Source organism: uncultured Halorubrum sp. (assembly GCF_937146585.1).
In the GTDB taxonomy this organism is placed as follows: Archaea; Halobacteriota; Halobacteria; order Halobacteriales; family Haloferacaceae; genus Halorubrum; species Halorubrum miltondacostae.
This window is the reverse complement of sequence record NZ_CAKZRO010000052.1, coordinates 20205-42111: the sequence shown is the minus strand read 5'-3', so window position 1 is coordinate 42111 and position 21907 is coordinate 20205. Positions and strand designations below refer to the sequence as shown.

20 protein-coding genes and 1 tRNA gene are annotated in these 21907 nt (G+C 71.4%); 11 read left to right on the top strand and 10 right to left on the bottom strand.

Translation table 11 applies throughout. The annotated features are described in order from the left end of the window. The first annotated feature begins 225 nt into the window (after positions 1-225). Both thsA and Q0116_RS04795 read left to right on the top strand, forming a co-directional pair. On the top strand, positions 226-1878 hold the full coding sequence (gene thsA / locus Q0116_RS04800; RefSeq protein ID WP_297886091.1) for a thermosome subunit alpha: 1653 nt from the start codon (positions 226-228) through the stop codon (positions 1876-1878). 354 nt (positions 1879-2232) lie between these two features. Next, on the top strand, positions 2233-2889 hold the full coding sequence (locus tag Q0116_RS04795; RefSeq protein ID WP_297886016.1) for a lactate utilization protein: 657 nt from the start codon (positions 2233-2235) through the stop codon (positions 2887-2889). Between the two features lie 250 nt (positions 2890-3139). On the opposite strand, the gene Q0116_RS04790 is transcribed toward Q0116_RS04795, so the two are convergent. After that, positions 3140-3213, bottom strand: a tRNA-Lys gene (locus Q0116_RS04790). Positions 3214-3318: 105 nt separating this feature from the next. On the opposite strand from Q0116_RS04790, the gene Q0116_RS04785 reads away from it, so the two are divergent. Continuing rightward, positions 3319-4701: a M20/M25/M40 family metallo-hydrolase gene (locus Q0116_RS04785; RefSeq protein ID WP_297886014.1), complete on the top strand. Its 1383-nt coding sequence runs from the start codon at positions 3319-3321 to the stop codon at positions 4699-4701. A 55-nt stretch (positions 4702-4756) separates the two neighbouring features. Here the strand turns inward: Q0116_RS04785 and Q0116_RS04780 are convergent, their stop codons facing one another. After that, entirely contained in the window at positions 4757-5419 is a 663-nt protein-coding gene (locus tag Q0116_RS04780) for a hypothetical protein (RefSeq protein ID WP_297886012.1), read from the bottom strand. A gap of 146 nt (positions 5420-5565) precedes the next feature. Then, entirely contained in the window at positions 5566-6261 is a 696-nt protein-coding gene (locus Q0116_RS04775; RefSeq protein ID WP_297886010.1) for an SdpI family protein, read from the bottom strand. A gap of 159 nt (positions 6262-6420) precedes the next feature. Between Q0116_RS04775 and Q0116_RS04770 the strand changes: the two genes are divergently transcribed. The 3 genes from Q0116_RS04770 to Q0116_RS04760 all read left to right on the top strand — a co-directional run bounded on the left by Q0116_RS04770 (position 6421) and on the right by Q0116_RS04760 (position 7949). Beyond that, positions 6421-7293, top strand: a complete 873-nt coding sequence (locus tag Q0116_RS04770) for a tetratricopeptide repeat protein (RefSeq protein WP_297886008.1) — start codon at positions 6421-6423, stop codon at positions 7291-7293. Continuing rightward, positions 7294-7593, top strand: a complete 300-nt coding sequence (locus Q0116_RS04765; protein WP_006114638.1) for a DUF424 domain-containing protein — start codon at positions 7294-7296, stop codon at positions 7591-7593. It begins immediately after the preceding gene. A 68-nt stretch (positions 7594-7661) separates the two neighbouring features. Next, positions 7662-7949 (top strand): hypothetical protein, encoded by a 288-nt coding sequence (locus Q0116_RS04760; RefSeq protein WP_297886005.1) that lies wholly within the window; start codon positions 7662-7664, stop codon positions 7947-7949. Positions 7950-7988: 39 nt separating this feature from the next. Here Q0116_RS04760 and Q0116_RS04755 read toward each other — a convergent pair whose 3' ends face one another. Then, positions 7989-9098, bottom strand: a complete 1110-nt coding sequence (locus Q0116_RS04755; RefSeq protein ID WP_297886004.1) for an alanine--glyoxylate aminotransferase family protein — start codon at positions 9096-9098, stop codon at positions 7989-7991. Between the two features lie 213 nt (positions 9099-9311). On the opposite strand from Q0116_RS04755, the gene Q0116_RS04750 reads away from it, so the two are divergent. After that, positions 9312-11708, top strand: a complete 2397-nt coding sequence (locus Q0116_RS04750) for an amino acid permease (protein ID WP_297886002.1) — start codon at positions 9312-9314, stop codon at positions 11706-11708. Between the two features lie 47 nt (positions 11709-11755). Here Q0116_RS04750 and Q0116_RS04745 read toward each other — a convergent pair whose 3' ends face one another. From Q0116_RS04745 to Q0116_RS04730, 4 genes are all read right to left on the bottom strand, one after another. After that, on the bottom strand, positions 11756-12013 hold the full coding sequence (locus tag Q0116_RS04745; protein WP_121597133.1) for a hypothetical protein: 258 nt from the start codon (positions 12011-12013) through the stop codon (positions 11756-11758). A gap of 447 nt (positions 12014-12460) precedes the next feature. Next, the gene (locus Q0116_RS04740; RefSeq protein ID WP_297885998.1) at positions 12461-13591 is read right to left on the bottom strand and encodes an ABC transporter ATP-binding protein; all 1131 of its coding nucleotides are present in this window, start codon (positions 13589-13591) and stop codon (positions 12461-12463) included. Beyond that, positions 13581-15407: an iron ABC transporter permease gene (locus tag Q0116_RS04735; RefSeq protein ID WP_297885996.1), complete on the bottom strand. Its 1827-nt coding sequence runs from the start codon at positions 15405-15407 to the stop codon at positions 13581-13583. Before Q0116_RS04735 ends, Q0116_RS04740 begins: the two co-directional genes overlap by 11 nt. Positions 15408-15434: 27 nt before the next feature. Beyond that, entirely contained in the window at positions 15435-16682 is a 1248-nt protein-coding gene (locus tag Q0116_RS04730; RefSeq protein ID WP_297885994.1) for a thiamine ABC transporter substrate binding subunit, read from the bottom strand. A 135-nt stretch (positions 16683-16817) separates the two neighbouring features. On the opposite strand from Q0116_RS04730, the gene Q0116_RS04725 reads away from it, so the two are divergent. The 3 genes from Q0116_RS04725 to hisA all read left to right on the top strand — a co-directional run bounded on the left by Q0116_RS04725 (position 16818) and on the right by hisA (position 18793). Then, positions 16818-17636 (top strand): hypothetical protein, encoded by an 819-nt coding sequence (locus Q0116_RS04725; protein ID WP_297885993.1) that lies wholly within the window; start codon positions 16818-16820, stop codon positions 17634-17636. Positions 17637-17692: 56 nt separating this feature from the next. Continuing rightward, positions 17693-17971, top strand: a complete 279-nt coding sequence (locus Q0116_RS04720) for a hypothetical protein (RefSeq protein WP_297885991.1) — start codon at positions 17693-17695, stop codon at positions 17969-17971. A gap of 69 nt (positions 17972-18040) precedes the next feature. Then, complete coding sequence (hisA, locus tag Q0116_RS04715; RefSeq protein WP_297885989.1) at positions 18041-18793, top strand: 1-(5-phosphoribosyl)-5-[(5-phosphoribosylamino)methylideneamino]imidazole-4-carboxamide isomerase; 753 nt, start codon at positions 18041-18043, stop codon at positions 18791-18793. A gap of 38 nt (positions 18794-18831) precedes the next feature. Here the strand turns inward: hisA and Q0116_RS04710 are convergent, their stop codons facing one another. After that, the gene (locus Q0116_RS04710; protein WP_297885988.1) at positions 18832-19536 is read right to left on the bottom strand and encodes a universal stress protein; all 705 of its coding nucleotides are present in this window, start codon (positions 19534-19536) and stop codon (positions 18832-18834) included. A gap of 166 nt (positions 19537-19702) precedes the next feature. Beyond that, positions 19703-21172 carry an amino acid permease gene (locus tag Q0116_RS04705; RefSeq protein WP_297885987.1) on the bottom strand — a complete coding sequence of 490 codons (1470 nt, stop codon included), beginning with the start codon at positions 21170-21172 and terminating at the stop codon, positions 19703-19705. 115 nt (positions 21173-21287) lie between these two features. Between Q0116_RS04705 and hisB the strand changes: the two genes are divergently transcribed. After that, the gene (hisB, locus tag Q0116_RS04700; RefSeq protein ID WP_297885986.1) at positions 21288-21884 is read left to right on the top strand and encodes an imidazoleglycerol-phosphate dehydratase HisB; all 597 of its coding nucleotides are present in this window, start codon (positions 21288-21290) and stop codon (positions 21882-21884) included. Positions 21885-21907: the final 23 nt, after the last annotated feature.

Here is a 21907-nt window from a genome sequence, read left to right as displayed (position 1 = left end):
CCTCCGGGCGTTCGTCGGCACGCGCCACCGCGGTCCGTTTATAAACAATGCGCGTCCAGCAGTTGATCTGGTGTTCTATATAAAGACCCGTGTGAACGCACCGCATACCGGCCGATACTCCCCCACCGTGTTGCGGTTCCGCACGATACGAGCGAAGGGTTTATATAGAATCACAATCAATCAATGGCTGTAATGTCACAGCGTCAGCGGATGGGCAATCAGCCCATGATCGTACTTTCTGAAGAGTCGCAGCGTACCTCCGGAAAGGACGCGCAGAACATGAACATCACGGCCGGCAAGGCGGTCGCGGAGTCCGTCCGCACCACGCTCGGCCCGAAAGGGATGGACAAGATGCTCGTCGACTCCGGCGGGTCCGTCGTCGTCACGAACGACGGCGTCACCATCCTGAAGGAGATGGACATCGATCACCCGGCGGCCAACATGATCGTCGAGGTCTCCGAGACGCAGGAGGAGGAGGTCGGCGACGGCACCACCTCCGCGGTCGTGGTCGCCGGTGAGCTCCTCGATCAGGCCGAGGAGCTCCTCGACCAGGACATCCACGCGACGACCCTCGCGCAGGGGTACCGTCAGGCCGCCGAGAAGGCCAAGGAGATCCTCGACGAGGAGGCCATCGAGGTCTCCGCGGACGACCGCGACACGCTCGTCGAGATCGCCGAGACGGCGATGACGGGCAAGGGCGCGGAGAACTCCAAGGACCTCCTCGCCGAGCTCGTCGTCGACGCCGTCCTCGCGGTCCAGGACGACGACGGCATCGACACGGAGAACGTCTCCGTCGAGAAGGTCGTCGGCAGCTCCATCGACGAGTCCGAGCTCGTCGAGGGCGTCATCGTCGACAAGGAGCGCGTCGACGAGAACATGCCCTTCGCGGTCGAGGACGCCGACGTCGCGCTGTTCGACGGCGCCATCGAAGTGAAGGAGACGGAGATCGACGCCGAGGTCAACGTCACCGACCCCGACCAGCTCCAGCAGTTCCTCGACCAGGAGGAGGAGCAGCTCCGCGAGATGGTCGACCACCTCGTCGACATCGGCGCCGACGTCGTCTTCGTCGGTGACGGCATCGACGACATGGCCCAGCACTACCTCGCGCAGGAGGGCATCCTCGCCGTCCGCCGCGCGAAGTCCGGTGACCTGAATCGCCTCGCCCGCGCGACCGGCGGCCGCGTCGTCTCCAACCTCGACGACATCGAGTCGGACGACCTCGGCTTCGCCGGCTCCGTCGCCCAGAAGGACATCGGCGGCGACGAGCGCATCTTCGTCGAGGACGTCGAAGAGGCGAAGTCCGTCACGCTCATCCTCCGCGGCGGCACCGAGCACGTCGTCGACGAGGTCGAGCGCGCCATCGACGACTCGCTCGGCGTCGTCCGCACGACGCTGCTCGACGGGCAGGTCCTGCCCGGCGGCGGCGCGCCCGAGGCCGAGCTCGCGCTACAGCTCCGCGACTTCGCCGACTCCGTCGGCGGCCGCGAGCAGCTCGCCGTCGAGGCGTTCGCCGACGCGCTGGAAGTCGTCCCGCGCACCCTCGCCGAGAACGCGGGTCTCGACCCCATCGACTCGCTGGTCGACCTCCGCTCCCGCCACGACGGCGGCGAGTTCGGCGCCGGTCTCGACGCCTACACGGGCGACGTGATCGACATGGAGGCCGAGGGCGTCGTGGAGCCGCTCCGCGTCAAGACCCAGGCCATCGAGTCCGCCACCGAGGCGGCCGTCATGATCCTCCGCATCGACGACGTCATCGCGGCCGGCGACCTCAAGGGCGGCGGCACCGACGACGGCGGCGACGAGGGCGGCCCCGGCGGCGCGCCCGGCGGCATGGGCGGCGGCATGGGCGGCATGGGCGGCATGGGCGGCGCGATGTAAGCGAGGTTCTGAAAGAACCTCGAAGCGAACGGGGCGCGTCGCCCCGTGAGCGCACGCGACCCGCGAAGTGTGAAGTTCGGCTAACGCCTTCACACCTCCACGCTCCCCGACCCCGGAACCGTCTCCCGATCGACCGTCGCGCGCCCCTTCGGGCCACGACGACACGCGATTTTTATTCACGGACTCGACCGGAGAGCGACGCGCTCGCTGAGCGGCCGCGATCAACGGTATCGAGCCACACATTCGGCTCGCGCGACACGACGGTAACACCCGCGTAACCACCGGACGGCGGTGTCCGCGAGCGGTTAAGTGGCTCTCGACCCTCAGATAAACGACGAGGTTCTCACGTTCACCATGCCACAGCAGAAAGCCGACTACGCAGACGACGCCGAGATCGACGCCGAACTGGACCGGCTCCCCGACGACGAGACCGTCGAGGAGACGGTCGCGAACTTGGAGGAGCGCGGCTTCGACGTGATCGTCGTCGACGACGCCGACGAGGCGCTGACGGCCGTGAAGTCCCAGATCCCCGACGGGGTCTCGGTGATGAACGGGCACTCGACGACGCTCGAAGAGATCGGGTTCGACGAGTTCCTGAGCGAGGGCGACCACGACTGGGAGAGCCTGCCGGACCAGATCTGGAGCATCGACGACGACGCGGAGCGGCAGACCGCGCGCCGCGAGTCGCAGACGGCCGACTACTTCCTCGGCGGCATCAACGCGGTCGCGCAGACCGGCGAGCTGGTCGCCGCCGACCTCTCCGGCAGCCGGATCGGCGCGTACCCGTTCGCCGCGGGCAACGTCGTCATCGTCACGGGGGCCAACAAGGTCGTCCCGACGCTCTCGGACGCCTTCGACCGGCTGGAGTCGGTCGCGTACCCGCTGGAGAACGAGCGCGCGCAGGAGGCGTACGGCGCCGAGTCCGCGATCGCGAAGCAGCTCGTCTACCGGCGCGAGACCGAGGAGGGCCGGACGACGGTCGTCCTCGTCCGCGAGCAGCTCGGCTACTGAACGACTTGCCGAAGCGCGAAACGGGCTGACGCGGCACACGATTTTCCCCATTTCGGCGACCGCGAGCGCCGCGGCCGGGAGGGATCCACGCGAGCGACGCGAGCGTGGGTCAGTCGCACCCGTCGGGTGCGACGCGATTCGAACCACGCCCGGACGTGCTCGTTCGCTTCGCTCACTGCGCGCGACCGGTCTCTTCGAATCCCTCCCCAGCACAGCACTACCGCTCGCGATATTGCTCGCGACAGTACAGCGGGCCGGGAGGGATTCGAACCCCCGACCGTCCGGTTAAAAGCCGGACGCTCTCCCTAACTGAGCTACCGGCCCAGACGAATCGCTGTAAGGGTAGCCGACGGATAAACGTTTAGAACCGCGAGAGGCGCCGCCGTCGCCACCCGAAACGGTTTCCGGAGTCCCGCCGTCGCGGCGAACATGGAGTTCGACATGCGGGCGTTCGCCGCCGACCTCTGCCGGCACCGCTCGACCGCCGGCGAGGAAGCGGCCGTGGCCACGTTCGTCGCGGAGCAACTCGGCGACCTGGGCTTCGAGACGTACGCCTGGGACGCGGACCCGACGGTCCTCGCCGACCACCCCTCTTTCCCGGACGACCTCGACGCGGCGGCCGTCGAGGGGCGGCGCAGCGTCGCCGGCGTCCTCGAACTGGGCGGCGCGGGCGACGCCGTCGCCGCGAGCGACAGTGGCGACGCGGGCCCCGAATCCGCCCCCGGCTCTGCCGCCGGCGATCCGACCCCCACGCTCGTGTTGAACGGCCACCTCGACGTCGTCCCCGCCGAGCCGACCGAGTGGTCGAGCGATCCCTTCGAGCCGGTCTGGCGCGACGACGCGGACCGGTCCGCGGACGCCGGCGGCGAGCGCGGCGAGGGCGGCGAGACGCTCACCGCCCGGGGGGCGGCCGACATGAAGTCGGGACTGGCGGCCTGCGTCGCCGCCGCCGTGGACCTGCGCAAGGGAGTCGCCGACGGCGCCGTCGACCTGCCGCCGTCCGGACTTCGACTCGTCGTCGAGGCGGTCGCCGGCGAGGAGGACGGCGGCTACGGCGCGGCGACCGCCGCGTTCGCGAACCCGTATCCCTTCGAGCGCGACGCGGCCATCGTCGCGGAGCCGACCGAGCTGCGCCCGGTCGTCGCCTGCGAGGGCTCGCTCATGGCCCGGCTGGAGATCGACGGGCGGAGCGCCCACGCGGCCACGCGCTGGCGCGGCGAGGACGTGCTCCCGCGGTTCGAGGCCGTGCGCGAGGGGTTCGCGGACCTGGAGTCGGAGCGCGGCGAGTCGGTCTCGCACCCCCTGTACGAGTCGTTCGCGGTGCCGTGGCCGGTCGTCTGCGGCCGGGTCGAGGCTGGCTCGTGGGCGTCGACGGTCCCGGCGACGCTCGAGGCGGAGTTCCGGATCGGCGTCGCGCCGGGCGAGACCGTCGCGGAGGTGGAGGCGGCGTTCCGCGAGCGGCTGGGCGAGGTCGCCGCCGCCGACCCCTGGCTGCGCGACCACCCGCCGCGGTTCGAGCGGTTCTCCGTCCAGTTCGAGCCGGCGGCGATCGCCGCCGACGAGCCGGTCGTCGAGGCGGTCCGAGCCGGCCTCGCCGCGACCGGCCTCCCGGACGCCGAGCCGCGGGGCGCGACGTACGGCGCCGACTCGCGGCACTTCGTCGCGGCGGGGATCCCGGCGGTGCTGTTCGGGCCGGGCACCATCGACGAGGCGCACTACCCGGACGAGACGATCGCGTGGGAGCGGGTCGAGCGCGCGCGGGCCGCCATCGCCGCCGCCGCGGAGCAGTTCGCGCGCGACTACGCGGCGTAGCCGTCGGGAGAGTCGTCCCGCACCGCGGCGACCGCGGGTCCGGCTTCGGACGCGGTCACCGGTCGTCCGCGAGGTACTCGTCGACCGCGTCGGCGACGATGGCGCTCGGCTCGACGGTCTCCATCGAGGCGCGGCGACGCAGTTCGACGTACGTCTCCGGCGGGAGGCTCACCTGGAGGCGGCCGAGTTCGACGCCCGCGTCGCGGACGGCGGCCCCGATGTCGGCCCCGTCGTTGACCGCGGACGCGATCGCGCGCACCTCGCGGACCGTGAGTCCGCCGTCTATCGTCGCCCACGCGAGCAGGTAGCGGTCCCGCCCGCCCAGCCGCGCGACGTGCTTCGCGGCGCTCGGCGCGATCCGGCCGTTCGCGACCTGGCGGCGGATCGCCTGCGGGAGGTCGTGGACCCGCGCCCACTTGCGGATGAACGCGACGGAGACGCGATCGCCGGCCCGCTCGGCCGCCTCCTTGTACGAGCCGACGCCGCGGACGAGCGCCGCGCAGGCGGCCGCCCCGCGCAGCATCAGGACGTTGTCGTCGTCTCCGACGCCGCCGCCGGCGAAGCGGCCCACCGTCTCCGCGGCCTCGGCGACGCTGTCGGGGTCGGTCGGGTCGAACCCCACCGCGTCCGCGGCCCGGTCGCCCGTCACCGCCGGGTCCGACCGCACCACCGGCTCGCCGACGGGCGACTGCCGGTCCGCGCGTGACTCCTCGGTCATACACACACCTTCGGGGCCGCGGATATAAACGCCGGGCACCGGGGCGGAATTCGCCCGAGCGACTGACGGGCGACTCGGACGCTCGGGGCCCCACTTCGCGGTCGGGGCCTCGCCTCGCGGCCAGTCCCCACTTCGTGGTCGCCCCCTCACTTCGCGGTCGGGGCCGCCCCGTCACCGTCGTCCCCCTCGGCCGGCCGCCTCGCGTACAGGACGTACGAGTACGCCGCGGTGATCGCGGCGGTCGCGACCGCCGGGCCGACGAGGAAGTAGACCGCGTACTCGCCGGCGAAGAGGCCGGCGACCGCGAGCAGCGCGGAGAGCTTGAACAGCCGGCCGCCGAGCGCGTGGGTGCGGTCCCAGACGGTCTCGTCGCTGAGCGTCCACGGCGTCCGGATCCCGAGGAACCAGTTGGGCTCGACGTGCGGCAGCAGCGTTCCGAGGTAGTAGAACAGCGCGGCCGCGCCGGCCACCGCGATCGTCGTCACGTCGACCGCGTAGCCGAGGTTGACGGCGAGGACGGCGAGGTGGAGCGCGGCGAGGAACGCGGTGACCACGACGACGAACCGGTCGTAGTGGACCCGGAACCCGGCGACGTTCTCGCCGAGGGGGTCGATCCGCGGGAGCAGCGCGAACAGGCCGACGAGGCCGGCCGCGATCCCCGGCACGAGCCACATCCCGGCCGTGCGGGAGAGCGTCCCGGTCGGCTCGCCGGCGGCGTTCCACCGCGTCACCATCTGTTCGGGGAGGTCCGGTGCGACCGCGAGGCTGGCGGCCCCGGCGGCGGCGACGAGGAGGGTCGCGACGCCGAACCGGAGCCGCGTGGAGAGTCGGGGACCAGTCATCGGGTCGACGTTCGCGGGTCGACGCAATAAAATTACGTCCGCGATCCCTGCGCTCGGCGGCTGAGACGCCGGTCGCCGCCGAACGCGTCCGTGCGAACCGTCCCCGATGCGCCCGGCGCGACGCAACCCTTACCGGTCGTGACCGCCAACTCGGGCCATATGACCGACGAACGCGACGACGACGGCCACGAGTTCTCCTCGGGGCAGGGCGTCGACGCCGACTACGACGCGTTCACGCTCGACCCGCCCGAGCTGGGCGAGGACCCGAGCCGCGTCGACCCCGTCGACTCCCGCGTGCTGACCGACGAGCTGGACCGCCGGAACATCGGCAGCGAGGACGTCGACGTCGAGCAGCTGATCGACGTCGGCCTCTCGTACATGGGGATCAACCGCTTCGAGGAGGCGACGGAGACGTTCGAGCGCGCCGCCAACTTCGCCGAGGAGGACTCGCTCGAGGCCCAGGAGGCGTGGGTGAACAAGGGGGCGGCCCACGCCCAGCTGGAGGAGTTCGACCAGGCGATCGGCGCGTACCAGGAGGCGCTCCGGATCGACGAGGAGTCCGAACACGCCGCGACCGCCGAGACGAACCTCGCGTACTCCCTCTGGGAGTCCGGGCGGGGCGAACAGGCGCTCGAACACGCCGAGCGCGCCGTCGAGACCGACCCGCGCTTCGCCGAGGCGTGGTACAACCGCGGGTTCCTGCTGGTCGAGCGCGGGCTCGCCGAGGACGCGGTCAAGTGCTTCGACAACGCGATCCGCCTCGGCTACCGCGACGCGGGCGTCTTAGAGGAGAAGGCGCGGGCCCTCGAAGAGGCCGGCGACCACGAGCAGGCCGAGGAGGTCGCCGACCGCGCCGAGGAGCTCCGGCGCGAGGCCGAAGAGCAGATGGTCGAAGAGCAGACGGGGCAGGCGCCCGGGCCCGGCGGCCAGCGCCGCCAGGGCGACCCCGGTGCGGGCGGTCGCGGCGGGCGGGGCGGCGAGGCGGACGGTCCGGAGCGCGAGCTTCAGGGCGAGGGGCCCGAGGGCTTCTGAATGCTCCTCCGCGAGCGCGAGACCGCCGAGGGACGGCTCGTCTCCGTCTGCGACGCGGACTGCCTCGGCGAGACGTACGACAACGGCCGCGCGACGATCACGGTGAGCGAGGAGTTCTACGGCGGCGACGACGCCGTCGAGGCGACCGCCGACGAGGTGGTCGCGGGGCTCCAGCGCGCGCAGGTCGCGAACATCGTCGGCACCGAGGCGGTCGGCGTCGCGGTCGAGGCGGGGCTCGTCGACGAGGAGGCGGTCTTAGAGTTCGACGAGACGCGCCACGCGCAGCTCCTCTGGCTGTAGCGGTTCGACGCCCCCGCGTCTCGCCGGGATCCGAACCGGCTAAGGGCGCGGGCGACGAGGCGAATCCGATGAGACGACTCACGCGGAGCGAACTGGCGTCGCGGGTGGGGCCGCGACCGCCGTCCGACGCCTTCTGGCGGCGCGCGATCGACCGGGGAGAGGCCGCGCTCGGGGTCGGCGCGGCGGCCATCGGCGACGGCGAACGCGACGGGGACGACGGACCGACGGAGCCGCTCGACACCGGCGACATCGTCGACGTGGACGACCGCGCCTTCGTGGTCGTCGACGCCGAGCGCACCGACGGCGGCGGCCGAGTCTACCGGATCGAACTCGTCGCCGACCGCGACGGGGACTGAGACGTCTCGAAAGGCGGACTCGGAGCGGCGCGCCCCCGGTCAGAGGCCGGCGACGTCCTCGATGGCGTCGGTGAGCTCCGTCACGCTCTCGACGGTGTGCTCGCCCATGTGACCGATCCGGAACGTCTCCTCGCCGATGTCGCCGTAGCCGTTCGAGAAGGCCATGTCGTACTCCTCGCTCACTTCTTCGATGGTCGCAGCCACGTCGATCCCTCGCGTGTTCTCGATACAGGCGACCGTCTGCGACTCGTACCCCTCTTCGGGGAACATCGCGAAGTGCTCGCCCGCCCAGTCGTGGACGTACTCCATCATCTCGCGGTGGCGCTCGTCGCGGGCGCGGTGGCCCTCCGCCAGCATGCGTTTCATTTGCTTCCGGTACGCCAGCATGATCGGAATGGCGGGCGTCGAGTGGGTCTGGCCCTTCCGGTCGTAGTAGTCGATCGTGCGGCGGAAGCCGCCGTACCACGATGAGTCGCCCTTCTCGACCTCGCGGTCGTAGGCGTCGTCGCTCACGACGCAGATCGCCAGCCCGGGCGGCATCGCGAACGCCTTCTGGCTGGACGCGAAGATGACGTCGATGCCGTGCCCGTCGATGTCGACGTAGTCGCCGCCGAGCGACGAGACGGCGTCGACCGCGAAGTACGTGTCCGGGTACTCCGCGATCACGTCGCCGATCTCCTCGACCGGGTTCCGCACGCCGGTCGACGACTCGTTCAGCACGCCCGCCACCATGTCGTACTTCGCGTCGGCGGACTCGATCGCCTCGCGGACGTCCTCGGGTTTGACCGCCTCGCCCCACTCGTACTCCAGCCGGTCGACGTCCTTGCCGAGCCGCTCGGCGACGTTGGCGTAGCGCTCGCTGAACGCGCCGCAGGTCGGCACGAGGACGTGCTCGTCGACGAGGTTGAGGGTCGTCGCCTCCCAGAACTCCGTGCCGGACCCGGTGAGGATCACGACCTCGTGGTCGGTGCCGAGGAACTCCTTCGTGTCCTCGACGATGGTGGTGTAGAGGTCGGTCATCCGGTCCATCCGGTGGCCGAACATCGGCTCGGCCATCGCCTCGATGACGTCGTCGCGGACCTCCGTCGGGCCCGGGATGTACAGCGTCTTCTCGTCGTAGTCGTCGCGGTATTCGCGTTTCTTCGTCACGGGATCCACCTGTTAGTTCGTACCGGGACGCGTGCGGGTATGGTCCTTGTGTTCCGTTCAAAAACCGGGAACGCCGGCGCCGGGCGCGACCGGCGGCGGGCCGAGGCGGCACCACGGTGGTGTTGTGCGGATCAACCGTCTTTATAGGCACAGAGCAGAGAATCTTGGTATGATATACACACCGAGAGTCGCAACCGCCCGGGGTGGCCCGCCGTGAGCGGCGACGAGGAGCTCGCGAAGGACCTCGGCCCGCTCGCGGCGCTCACCATCGGGATCGGGACGATGATCGGCGCCGGGATCTTCGTCCTGCCCGGCACTGCGGTCGCCCGCGCCGGGCCGCTCGCGGCGTTCACCTTCGTCCTCGGCGGCGTGATCGCCCTGTTCACGGCGCTTTCGGCCTCCGAACTGGGCACCGCGATGCCGAAGTCCGGTGGGGCGTACTTTTACGTTAACCGCGCGCTCGGGCCGATGTTCGGCTCCGTCGCGGGGTGGGCGAACTGGCTCGGGCTCGCGTTCGCGTCCGCCTTCTACATGTACGGCTTCGGCGAGTACGTCAACGCCCTCATCGGCCTCGGTCCGGTCGGGATCGGCTTCGTGACGCTGGAGGCGGCGCAGGTGATCGGGCTCGCGGGCGCGCTCCTCTTCATCGCGGTCAACTACTTCGGCGCGAAGGAGACCGGCGGACTCCAGATCGTCATCGTCCTCTCGCTCCTCGGGATCCTCGCCGTCTTCACCGTCGTCGGCATCCTGAACGCCGACATGGAATCGCTCCGGCCGCTCGCCCCGCCGGGAACGACGAGTCAGGTGCTGCCGGTGACGGGGATCATCTTCGTCTCGTACCTCGGCTTCGTCCAGATCACCTCGGTCGCAGAGGAGATCAAAGATCCCGGGCGGAACCTCCCGCTCGCCGTCCTCGGCTCGGTCGTCATCGTCACGGTCGTGTACGCGCTGTTCCTCGTCGTGCTGCTCGCGGCGGTGCCGACCGACCTCGTCGCGGACAACGAGACCGCGGTCGTCGACGCCGCTAGACTCCTCTTCGGGCAGTACGAGGTGTTCGGCTTCTCGCTGGGCGCGCTCGGTGCCAGCATGCTCCTGATCGGCGGGCTCCTCGCGACCGCCTCGTCCGCGAACGCGTCGATCCTCTCCTCGTCGCGGATCAACTTCGCGATGGGCCGCGAGAAGATCGTCACGCCGTCGCTCAACGAGATCCACGAGCGGTTCGGAACGCCCTACAAGTCGATCGCGCTCACCGGCGCGCTCATCCTCGTCTTCCTCGTCGCCGGGAGCGTCGAGTCGCTGTCGACAATGGGCTCCGTCCTCCACCTCGTCGTCTACGGGCTGCTCAATCTCGCGCTCATCGTAATGCGCGAGTCGGAGGTCGAGGGGTACGATCCCGACTTCGAGGTCCCGTTCTACCCGATCGTTCCGATCATCGGTACGATATCGTCGTTCGCGCTGATAATCTACATCGACCCGACGATCATTCTGTTGTCCGCCGGGCTCGTCGTCTTCGCGCTGCTCTGGTACCTGCTGTACGCCCGCGGGAAGGTGGAGGCGCGTGGCGTGCTCGGTTCGTGGATCCTCGACCGCTCCGAGGACCTGCCCGAGCAGGCCGTCTCGGCGGCGACCTCGGTCCAGCCGAGCGGCGACGACTACCGCGTGATGGTGCCGCTCGCGAACCCCGCGACCGAGGAGCACCTGATCACGCTCGCGTCCGCCATCGCCAAACAGCGCGACGGGACGGTCGTCGCGGTCAACATCGCGAACGTCCCCGACCAGACCTCCTTGGAGGCGGCGCGCGACCGCGGCGCGCACGAGGCGGCGCACGGGCTCCTCGATCAGGCCCGCGAGGACGCCGAGACGTTCGGCGTCGACGTGGAGACCCACGTCGTCTTGTCTCACCGCGTGTTCGAGGAGGTGTTCGACGCCGCGCGCACCTACGGCGCGGACATGACCGTAATGGGCTGGGGGAAGGACTCCCACGGCGCGCCGGGACGCGCCGAGTCCGCCGTCGACGAGCTGGCGTACTCGCTCCCCTCGGACTTCCTCGTGTTCCGCGACCGCGGCTTCGACGCCTCGCGGATCCTCGTCCCGACCGCCGGCGGTCCGGCATCCGACCTCTCCGGCGCCGTCGCGAAGATGCTCCAGACGGAGTTCGACGGCGAGGTCACGCTGCTCCACGTCGCGGAGCGGGGCGAGGAGGCGGAGGGCCGGGCGTTCCTCTCCGAGTGGGCCGACGCCCACGACCTCGCCGACGCGACGCTACGGATCGAGACGGGCGACGTCGAGACGAGCATCGAGCGCGCCGCCCGCGACGCGACGATGCTCATCATCGGCGCGACCCAGAAGGGGCTACTCTCGCGGCTGGTCAGCGGCTCGCTCGTCCTGGACGTGCTCAACGAGGTGGAGTGCTCCGTGCTGCTCGCGGAGAACCGCAGCGAGCGCGGCATCCTCGGCCGGCTGTTCGGGAGCGGCGCGCGGTCGAACGACGTGACGGACGCGACGGAGACGCCAGCGGAGGTTGGCGTCGGACCGGAGCCGTCGACGCCCGAGATCGACGAGGGCGCGGACCAGGGGTCGAGCGCGGGCGACGAGTCGAAGGCGGACTGACGCGGCGAATTTCTGTTACATAGCGGGTGGCGTCCGAACGATCCCCGTCAGCCCCAGTGCCAGAAGTGGTTGCCGTCGTCCTCGACCGGGTCGGTGCGCTCCCGGAGGGCGGCGACGTCCTCGGCGGTCGGCTCGTGGTCGTCGGGCAGTTTCTCCATGCAGTCGAAACAGAGGAAGAACTCCGAGCCGTCGGTGAGTTCGAGCGTCAGCCCCTGCGTCGACTCGAACGCGAAGTTCCACAGGTCGCCGATCCCGCCGGCGATCCGCACGGACCGCTCGCAGACGTCGCACGCCTCGGAGGCCATATACATGCCTTACTGGGCCCGCGGGGTAAGGCGTGTCGCCTCGATAATTATGTATCGTCGTTGCTTGGAGAACCGCGATTGACTGCTCTGCGGTGAACGCCGCTCAATCACCAGCCGCTCGGTTATAAACGGCTGTCAGCAGATCGATGGCGTACACTCCCAAAGCCCCAGCCGGCGAGGCGGGCGCACGCTCGCTGCGCGCCTCACTCTGTCGCTGTTGCTCCCTCGTTCGGTGCTTATGTCGCCTGCGCCCGCCTCGCCGGCTGCCCCTTTGAGTCCCGCCCGACCGCGACCGCACGGCGCCTCACGCCTCCCCAGCCTCGTCGCTGGCACCCTCCGCTTCGCTCCGGGAGCCAGCGACTCCCTCGCGCGTGCTCCTCGCGGCCGCCTTCGGCGGCCACTCGGAGGCACGCGCCACCGCATCTATTTATAAATAAACGTCGCTGTTCACCGCGATTCGACCTCGATCACGTGCGCGTCGCTCGGGTCGAACCCGACCGCGACCGCGCCGTCGAGGGGGTCCACGGTCCGGACGAGCAGCTCGCGGTCGCCCCAGTCGAGCGTGACGCGCGTCGTCTCGCCGAGGAACTCCGCGCTGGCGACCGTCGCGCGCAGCGCGTTCTCGCCGACCGGAGCGTCTCCGGCGCTCGTGCCGTCCGCGGCGCTCGCGACGCGCAGGTGTTCCGGGCGGACGCAGAACGCGATCCGCTCGCCGGCTTCCTGCTCGCCGTCCGTGGCGACGCGGAGGGTCTCGTCGCCGCCGTCGACGTCGACCGCGAGTTCGCCTCCGCCGAGCGACTCCGCGACGCGGCCCGCGAACACGTTGTTGTCGCCGACGAACTCCGCGACGAACCGCGTCGCGGGCTCGCGGTACACCGTCCGCGGCGGCGCCACCTGCTCGGGCGTCCCGCCGTTCATCACCGCCACGCGGTCGGAGACGGCCAGCGCCTCCTCCTGGTCGTGGGTGACGTATATCGTGGTGATCCCCAGCTCGGACTGGATCCGCTTCACCTGCGCGCGGAGCCGCTCGCGGAGCCGCGCGTCGAGCGCGCTCATCGGCTCGTCCAAGAGGAGCACGTCGGGGCCGGGCGCGAGCGCCCGCGCCATCGCGATCCGCTGCTGTTGCCCGCCCGAGAGGCTCTCCGGGTCGCGGTCGGCGGCGTCGGGGAGGTCGACTAACTCGAGCAGCTCGGCGACGCGCTCGTCGCGCGTGACGCCGTCGGGCGGGTCGGCGAAGTTGAGCCCGTAGGCGACGTTCTCGCCGACGGTCATGTGCGGGAACAGCGCGTAGCTCTGGAAGACGACGCCCACGTCGCGGTCCTCCGGGGGCACGCCCGCGACCGACTCGCCGGCGAACCGGACGGTCCCGCTCGTCGGCTCCTCGAACCCGGCGATCAGCCGGAGTGTGGTCGTCTTCCCGCAGCCCGACGGCCCGACGAGCGTGAAGAACTCCCCCTCGCGCACCCGGAGGCTCACGTCGTCGACGGCGGTCGTCTCGCCGTAGCGCTTGCTCACGCCGTCGAGTTCGACCGCGACCGGGCCGTCGCTCGCGACCTCCGCTCCGCGCTCAGAGCCCACGCGTCTCACCTCCGAGCCGCTCGATGACGACGAAGCTCAGCCCGGTGACGACCAGCAGGACGACGCCCATGGCGGTCGCCGGTCCGAGCCGCCGGCCGATGAACCGTTCGATCGCGACGGGCATCGTGTACGCGTCCGCGCCCGTCGCCAGCACCACCGTCGAGGTGAACTCGCCGATCGAGATGGCGAACGCGAACGCTGCGCCCGCGACGACCGCGGGCCAGACCAAGGGGAGCTCCACGTCCCGGATCACCCGCGCCCGCGAGGCCCCGAGCGCCCGCGCGGACTCGACGAGCGAGCGGTCCAGCCCGGAGAGCCCGGGCGAGACGGTGCGCACGACGAACGGGTACCCGGAGACCGCGTGCGCGACCACGATGGCGACCGCACCGCTCGCGGCGATCCGCCACCCGGCGACCTCGACGCCGAAGACGAGCCCCCGCAGGAGCCCGAGGCCGACGATGATCCCCGACACCGCGAGCGGCGCCATCGCGGCCGCGTCGACCAGCGTCCGCCCGCGGTAGCGTCGCGTCGTCAGCACCGCGACCACGACGCCCATCGGGAGCGCGAGCAGCGTCGCGGCCGCCGCGAACGCCAGCGAGTTCCGGATCGCGGGCCACGGCCGCACCTGGAACGCCGCCCCCGTCTGCTGGCGCTCGATCAGGAACCGGTAGTGCTCGAGCGTGAGCGCCCCGTCGCCGCCGGTCGCCGACGCGAGGATCATCGACGCGATCGGCGCGAGGAAGATCACGCCGGCGACGAGGACGTAGGCCGCCAGTCCCGCCCGCGGCAGCAGCTCCCGGAGCGTCGGCGCGGGCGGGACCAGCGAGCGCCGCGGCAGGGGTCGCGCGCCGCGGGTTCTCGTCCTGTTCCGGGCCTCGTACCGGAGGTACGCGAGGAGGACGCCGAGCGAGACGACGAGCTCGACGATCGCCAGCGCGGCCGCCTCGGCGTAGCTCAGGTCCCGCACGAGCCGGTAGACGAACACCTCGACGGTCGCCAGCTGGAACCCGCCGAGCGCGAGGACGATGGGGAAGGTGCCGAAGGTGAACACGAAGGTGAGCGCCGCGCCCGTCAGTACGGCCGGGTACACCTGCGGCGCGACCACGTCGACGAACGCGCGGACCGGGCCCGCCCCGAGGCTCCGAGCCGTTTCGACCGCGCTCGCGTCCACCGACTCCCACGCCGCGGTCGTCACGCGCGCCACGAGCGGCGCGTTGTAGAACGCGTGGGCGATCACGACCGCTTCGAGCGTGAACAGCAGGTCGACCGGCGGGAGTCCGAGCGCCGTCAGCGCGGCGTTCAGCGTGCCGTTGTCGCCGAACGTGGCGACGAACCCGACCGCGACCATGATCGACGGCAGGACGAACGGGACGATGGTGAGCGAGCGCAGCGTCCGCCGCCCGGGGAACTCGAACCGCGCGAGGAGGTAGGCGGCCGGGAGCCCCAGGGCGACGCTCGCGATCGTCGAGAGGACCGCCTGGTACGCGGTGAAGCCGACGATCCCCAGCCGGCGGTCCGGCGAGAGCAGCGCGCGCGCGACCGCGACCGGCGACTCGCCGGAGAGCAGCCGCGCCAGCTCGCCGAAGTAGAACGGGTCGGTGAGCACCTCGGCGAAGACGGCGAGGGTGACGACGCCGTCGACGACGACCGCCTCGACCAGGACCGTCGCGGTCGGGTAGTAGAAGGCGACGACGAGCGCGGCGCTGGTGAGGACCGCGAGCGCGGTCAGCGCGTTCGACTCGACGCGCTCCCGCAGGCGGGCCGCGCGGCTCCCGCGGTCACCGTCCGTCGCCCGCTCGCCGTCGGCTCCCGTCACGCGCTCGACGCCTCGTCTGCCACGCGCTTAGTTCCCGGCGAACTGCCGCTCCCAGGCCTCGACCCACGCGTCGACCGAGCCCTGGAGCTCGTCGTAGGTGAACGTCACCGGGTCGGCCGGCTCCTGGGCCAGCTCGGCGTAGTCGCTCGGCAGGTCCGCGCCGTCGACCGCGGGGAACGCCACGTTGCGCTGGGCGATCTCGCCCTGGACGTCCGGCTCCAGCATGAACGACATGAACTGCCGGGCGAGCTCCGGCTCGTCGGCGTCGGCGAACGCGGCCATCCCCTCGGGGTTCGCGTACGCCTGGTCGTTCAGGAAGCGGATCTGGTGTTCGTCGAGGTCCGCGCCCTCCATGTTCGCGAACACCTGGTCGGTGGAGTAGGAGACGACCATCGGGGCCTCGCCCTCGCTCCAGGCCGCGTACGCGTCGTCCCACGACCCCAGCACGCGCACCTCGTTCTCCTGGAGGTCCGCCCAGTAGTCGAGGTAGTCGTAGTCGGGGTCGCCGTCCTCGCCCGCGACCGCCTCCCCGTCGCCGTCGCTCGCGACGCCGCCGTCGCCGAAGCGGTTGATCGTGTGGAGGAGGAACGCGCGCCCGGTGGAGGAGGCGCCGGGATTCTGCGCGATGAGCGCGCCCGCGTGTTCGTCGTCGAGGAGCCCGTCGAACGTCTCGGGCGCCTCCGCGGTCGTGCTGTCGTACACGAGGCTCACGTACCCGGTGTCGAACGGGACCGCCCGGTCGAACGGGTCGAACCGGAGTCCCCCCTTGACGGCGTCGCGGCCGTCGACGTCGCCCGCCTCGGCGAAGAGGTCGTCGTCGAGCTGTTCGTCGACGCGCACGAGGTCCTCGGTGGTGAGCCCGACGTAGACGTCGGCGTCGATGCCGGCCCCGGAGGCCGCGCGCTCGACGTAGTAGTTCACCTCGTTGTCGGGCGTCGCCCACTCCAGCGTGGCGTCGTACCGGCTCTCGAACTCCTCTTTGAGCCACTCGCCGGGGCTCACGGAGGGCGCGTCGATGAAGCTCGAGTACGTCGCCACGGTCAGCGTCGGGGTCTCGTCGGTGCCGTCGTCGCCGTCGTCCGTCTCGTTTCCGCCGCCGCCGGACCCGTCTCCGCCGTCTCCGGATCCGCCGCCGCCGTCGCCCCCGTCGTCGACCTGCTCCGCGCTACAGCCGGCGAGCGCGACGGCCCCCGCCGCCCCGGCCGCCGTCAGGAACCGCCGTCGGGTGTGTGGTCGGGCGCGTCGCCGCCGCGTCTCGCTCTCGTCGGTGGTCATCACTCGGTTGTTGTACTCGGTGGTTACATAAGGGATCCGTCCTCGTCCGCCGCGCCGTCTCCCAGCGGGCGCGTCGACCGCCTCGCCCGGCTCGCCCGCCGACATCCATTTACTCCGCGCGGACCACCCCGGTCCATGGACGAGAACACCGGGTCCCGGCCGACGCGGACCACCCGACGCCGCCTGCTCGCCGGCGGCGCGGCGGTCGGCGTCGCCGGGCTCGCCGGCTGTCTCGGCGGCCGCGACGGCCCCGTGCCGGCCCCCGAGGTGACGAGCGACCGGATCGAGGAGTGGCGGCGGACCGACGAGTCCGAACGCGCCGTGTTCGCGGAGTCGTACGGGCCCGTCACCGTCCAGGCGCTCGAACACACGCGTGTCTTCGAGTACGCGCCCGTCGCGGACGCGCTCGCCGCCACGGTCGACGCCGACGGGTCGCCCGTCGTCTTCTTCGCGACGCGGATCGACCTCCGCCCCGCCGTCGACCAACTCCCGGCCGAGATCGGCCGGGACAGGATACTGAGCCGGGTGGAGACGGCGGCGACCGACGCCTTCCACGGGCAGCTCCGGAGCGCCGGGATCGAGGACGTCGAGATCGCCGACGAGGGGATCTCCACCGTCCGCTCCGGCCACACGGCGACCGTGTGGCGGTTGACCGCGGAGTACGCGGTCGACGGCGCGGTCTCGCTCCCGACCGGCTCCACCGCCGACGTGGGGGGCCCCCTCCAGGTCGGGGCCCGGCTCGGCGTGTGGCACGACGGGACCGACGTGATCGTCGCCGGCGGCGCGTACCCGACCGAACCGCTCCTCGCGGTCTTCGAGGAGTCGCTGCCCGACTCGGTCGACGCCGAGCGCGCGGTGACGGAGCTCGCGGACGCGGAGACCGCCGAGACGCTCGCCGCCGACCCCGCGGCCTACGACGAGGACGTCTCGCAGCTGCTCATCTCGGTGGTGTGAGCGCGTGAGTTCGGAAGACCCCACCGCTTTTGCCGTTCACACTACAACCGCGAACCGTGCCCTCCGACACGTCGACGGCCGCGGCCCCGATAGCGACCGGCGTACTGCTCGCCGGAACGGCCGCGCGAGACGCGGTACAGCACGGACTCGAACCCTGGACGACGCTGGCGCTCGCCGGCGGCCTCTCCGCGGTCGCGGTCGGCCTCGGCGTGCTGACCGGCTTCCGCGGGTTCGATTCCGACGGCGACGCCGGGCGTCGCGGCCGGACGACCGTCGCGCTCGCCGGGCTCGCGCTGACGTGCGTCGCCGTCGGCGCGGGGATCGCATTGACGTAGCCGGAGTCGATTCCGCGCGTTCCGTCTCGAACCGACCGGTTTAATCGCCGCCGCCGGCTCTCGTGGCGTATGAGCCACTTTTCGGAGTTCGAAGTGATCCCCGCCGTCGACGTCCAGGACGGCGAGGTCGTCCAGCTGGTCGGCGGCGAGCGCGGGACGGGCAAACGCTACGGCGACCCCGTCGCGGCCGCCGAGCGGTGGGTCGACGCGGGTGCCGAGACGCTCCACCTCGTCGACCTCGACGGCGCGTTCGAGGGCGAGCGCGTCAACGCCGCCGCGATCGAGGCGGTCGTCGAGGCGGTCGGCGGCGACGACGAGGACGGTGTGGGCCTCCAACTGGGCGGCGGCATCCGGGCCGCCGAGGGCGCGCGCGAGCTCCTCGACCTGGGACTCGACCGCGTCATCCTCGGGACCGCGGCGGTCGAGACGCCGGAAATCGTCGCCGAGATCGACGAGACGCACCCGGGGAGCGTCGTCGTCAGCCTCGACGCGAAGGACGGCGAGGTCGTCGTCTCGGGCTGGACCGAGGGGACCGGACTGGACCCCGCCGAGGCCGCGGCGCGCTACGAGGAACTGGGGGCCGGCGCGATCCTCTTCACGAACGTCGACGTGGAGGGGCAGCTGGAGGGGATCGACCGCGAGGCGGTCGCGAGCGTGGTCGACGCGGTCGAGGTCCCGGTGATCGCCTCCGGGGGCGTCGCGAGCGTCGACGACGTGGTCGCGCTGAAGGCGGCGGGCGCGGCAGCGGTCGTGGTCGGCACGGCGCTGTACGAGGGCGAGTTCACGCTGCGGGAGGCGCAGGCGGCCGCTGACGACGTTTAATCGAGGTCTCCGCGAGTCGCCGTCGACTCCGGCTCCGACTACTCCTCGGGGCGAGCCCGCTGGACGACCAACACCGGGCCGAGGAAGCGCTCGGCGATCTGCTCCGACGGCATCCCGAAGACGAACGTCGTGACCGACGGGTCCGTCTCGCCCATCACGACCGCGTCGTGTGACTCGGCCCGGTCAGCGATGGCGTCGAGCGGGGCGTCCGAGTCCTCGACGAGCGTCTCGATCCGGTCGGACGCGATCCCCCGCTCGACGAGGTCGGACCGCACTCCGCCTAGGAACGACTCCCCGTCCTCGGGGGACTCGCCCTCGCCGGACACGTGGTACAGCGTCACCGCGACGCCCGCGTCGGCGAACAGCCCGGCGACGAGACGGGTGTTCCGCCCGATCCCGACCGTGCCGCGGAGCGCGACGAGCACCGAGTCCACCTGCGGCGCGCTGTTCGGAACCAACACCGCGAGGCAGTCGTGCTCGTAGATGAGCCGGTCGATCGTGGTCGCCTCGTCGTGGGTGAACACGAGCCGCGTCTCCACGTCGGCCCCCGCCGCGGCGAGCGCGGCCGCGAACTCCTCGAGCTTCGACATCGCCGTCTCGCCGAACTGCTCGCGCGCCTGCTCGGTCGCCGTCTGCTCGGGGATGACGTGATAGCCGAGCAGCACGACGCGGGCGTTCGCGAGTAGCTCCGCCGTGCCGTTGGGCAGCGATTCACCCTCCAGCACCGCCAGCGGAACCAGCACCGTGGGGCGACCGGGCCCGAGAGACGCGTCGGGTTCCGGTGGGTCCGCGGCCGCCGCCGAGTCTCGGGGTCCGGCCGAGGGGTCGGAGTCAATCGGGGGATCGGAGTCGGTCGAGGGGTCAGAGTCGGTCGATGCTCCGTCGTCTTCGGTCGGTGTGTCGGTCATCTCAGAAGTCACCTCTGAGTTCGACGTCGGTCGCGTAGTAGCGATACCAGCCGTACGCGGCGGCCATGACCGCGGCGCCGACGCCGATCGACGCCGGCCGCATGAACGCGATGAGCGCGAAGCTCGCGAGCCCGCCGACGCCGGCGACCGCGAAGCCGGCCGGACAGCGGAAGGCGGGCGCGTACCAGTCGGGGCGCTCCCGCCGGAGCCGGATCAACGCGACGCAGATCAGCCCGTACATCACGAGGTGGAGGAAGGAGGCGACCTCCGCGAGCAGCGCGACCTGCCCCGTCGCGGTCAGGACGACGATCGGGCCCCCGGCCAGTCCGAGGGCGACGTGGGGAGTCCCGTACGCGAGGTTGAGCCGGCTCGCGCGCTCGGGGATGAGTTCGTCCCGGCTCACGGCGTACACCGCGCGGGAGGCGCTGAGGATGGAGGCGTTCGCGCTGGAGAACGTCGCCAGCAGCCCGGCGACGACGATGGCGAGCGCTCCCGGGAGTCCGACGAACGACCGCGCGACCTCGACCATCGCGGTCTCCCCGAACTCGCCGAGGCGGGCGCTGCCGAACGCGCTCGTCGCGACGAAGATCGTGACGACGTAGAAGACGCCGACGAGGAGCACGGAGCCCACCATCGCCAGCGGCAGGTTCCGAGACGGCTCCCTGATGTCGCCGGCGACGGTCGCGACCTGCGCGAAGCCGAGGTAGGAGGTGAACACGAGCGCGGCGGTCTGGAGCACCGGGAGGGCCCCGCCGGGCGGGAAGAAGCGCTCCGGCGCGCTCTCGACGCCGAACACGCCGAGCGCGTCGAGGGTCCCGTAGCTCAAAAAGAGGGTGAGGATGACGAGGAGCGTGATGACGATCCCGTTTTGTAGCGACGCCGTGTTCTCCGTCCCGAAGAGGCTGAGGACGGTCAGCCCGATACCGAAGGCGACCCCGAGGGGGACCGCGGGGTCGACTGGAGGCGTGATCCCCGCTTCGAGGAACACCTGTCCGGCGTAGCTGCCGAGGCCGACCAGGTAGAACGCGGCGGCGAACACGAGGCCGAGCCAGAGCCCGATCCCGACGATCGCGCCCGGGCCGGTTCCGAGCCCCCGAGAGATGAAAAAGTAGCCGCCACCGCTGCGCGGCATCGCGGTGGCGAGCTCCGACGCCGGCAGCGCGACGAGGAGTGCGACGACCGCCCCGATCGCGAACGAGAGCGACGCCGCCGGGCCGGCGTTTTCGGCCGCCAACCCCGGGAAGACGAAGATCCCAGCGCCGATCATCGTTCCGACGCCGATGGCGAGGCCGCCCACGAGACCAATCGTGCGTTCGAGCTCTCCCTCCCCGGTGTCGGCGTCGACGGCCGCGTTGACGGCCTCCGGCTCTCCGACGCCGGCCGGCGACGGACCGGTACCGGCCGGTGACGGGCCGTCGTCGGCCGCCGGAGGGAGCGACGGATCGGCGTCGGGTGGTTCGGAGTCGTCCATCTCGTGCTAACACGTCACAGAGTAGCGACAAATATTCGTCGTCGGCTGTCGGCTCGGACGACCTCGGCGGTCGACCACCCGCAACCGACTTACGAATCCCCCGCGACGGGCCGGTATGAGCGACCACGACCGGACCGCGGCCGTCACCCGCGAGACGAGCGAGACGACCATCGAACTCACGCTCGCGGTCGACGGCGACGGCGACAGCGAGGTCTCGACGGGGATCGGCTTCTACGACCACATGCTCGAATCGTTCGCGAAGCACGGCCTCTTCGACCTGACCGTGCGCTGTGACGGCGACTTGGACATCGACGACCACCACACGGTCGAGGACGTGGCGATCTGCCTCGGCGAGGCGTTCGACGAGGCGCTCGGCGACAAGCGCGGCATCCGGCGCTACGCCGACCGCCGAGTTCCCCTCGACGAGGCGGTCGCGAGCGTCGTCGTCGACGTGGCCGGGCGGCCCTACTACGAGTTCGACGGCGCGTTCTCCCAGGAGTCGGTCGGGGAGTTCACGAGCGTCATGGCCGACCACTTCGCCCTGTCGCTGGCCCACAACGCCGGCCTCACGCTCCACGCGGCGGTCGAACGCGGCGACAACGCCCACCACGAGGTCGAGGCGCTGTTCAAGGCGCTGGCGCGCGCGCTCGACGACGCCACCCGCCTCGACGAGCGCCGCAGCGACACGCCCAGCACGAAGGGCGAACTCTGAGCGCGCGTCGGTCGCGCCTCTCG

What these genes read in the sequence shown, in the direction of transcription:
- Q0116_RS04770 (WP_297886008.1), top strand. Translation starts at nt 6,421, where the DNA reads ATGACCGACGAACGCGACGACGACGGCCACGAGTTCTCCTCGGGGCAG.
- Q0116_RS04725 (WP_297885993.1), top strand. Translation starts at nt 16,818, where the DNA reads ATGGACGAGAACACCGGGTCCCGGCCGACGCGGACCACCCGACGCCGC.
- Q0116_RS04775 (WP_297886010.1), bottom strand. Translation starts at nt 6,261, where the DNA reads ATGACTGGTCCCCGACTCTCCACGCGGCTCCGGTTCGGCGTCGCGACC.
- Q0116_RS04780 (WP_297886012.1), bottom strand. Translation starts at nt 5,419, where the DNA reads ATGACCGAGGAGTCACGCGCGGACCGGCAGTCGCCCGTCGGCGAGCCG.
- Q0116_RS04730 (WP_297885994.1), bottom strand. Translation starts at nt 16,682, where the DNA reads ATGACCACCGACGAGAGCGAGACGCGGCGGCGACGCGCCCGACCACAC.
- Q0116_RS04705 (WP_297885987.1), bottom strand. Translation starts at nt 21,172, where the DNA reads ATGGACGACTCCGAACCACCCGACGCCGATCCGTCGCTCCCTCCGGCG.
- hisA (WP_297885989.1), top strand. Translation starts at nt 18,041, where the DNA reads ATGAGCCACTTTTCGGAGTTCGAAGTGATCCCCGCCGTCGACGTCCAG.
- Q0116_RS04795 (WP_297886016.1), top strand. Translation starts at nt 2,233, where the DNA reads ATGCCACAGCAGAAAGCCGACTACGCAGACGACGCCGAGATCGACGCC.
- thsA (WP_297886091.1), top strand. Translation starts at nt 226, where the DNA reads ATGATCGTACTTTCTGAAGAGTCGCAGCGTACCTCCGGAAAGGACGCG.
- Q0116_RS04760 (WP_297886005.1), top strand. Translation starts at nt 7,662, where the DNA reads ATGAGACGACTCACGCGGAGCGAACTGGCGTCGCGGGTGGGGCCGCGA.
- Q0116_RS04745 (WP_121597133.1), bottom strand. Translation starts at nt 12,013, where the DNA reads ATGGCCTCCGAGGCGTGCGACGTCTGCGAGCGGTCCGTGCGGATCGCC.
- hisB (WP_297885986.1), top strand. Translation starts at nt 21,288, where the DNA reads ATGAGCGACCACGACCGGACCGCGGCCGTCACCCGCGAGACGAGCGAG.
- Q0116_RS04785 (WP_297886014.1), top strand. Translation starts at nt 3,319, where the DNA reads ATGGAGTTCGACATGCGGGCGTTCGCCGCCGACCTCTGCCGGCACCGC.
- Q0116_RS04765 (WP_006114638.1), top strand. Translation starts at nt 7,294, where the DNA reads ATGCTCCTCCGCGAGCGCGAGACCGCCGAGGGACGGCTCGTCTCCGTC.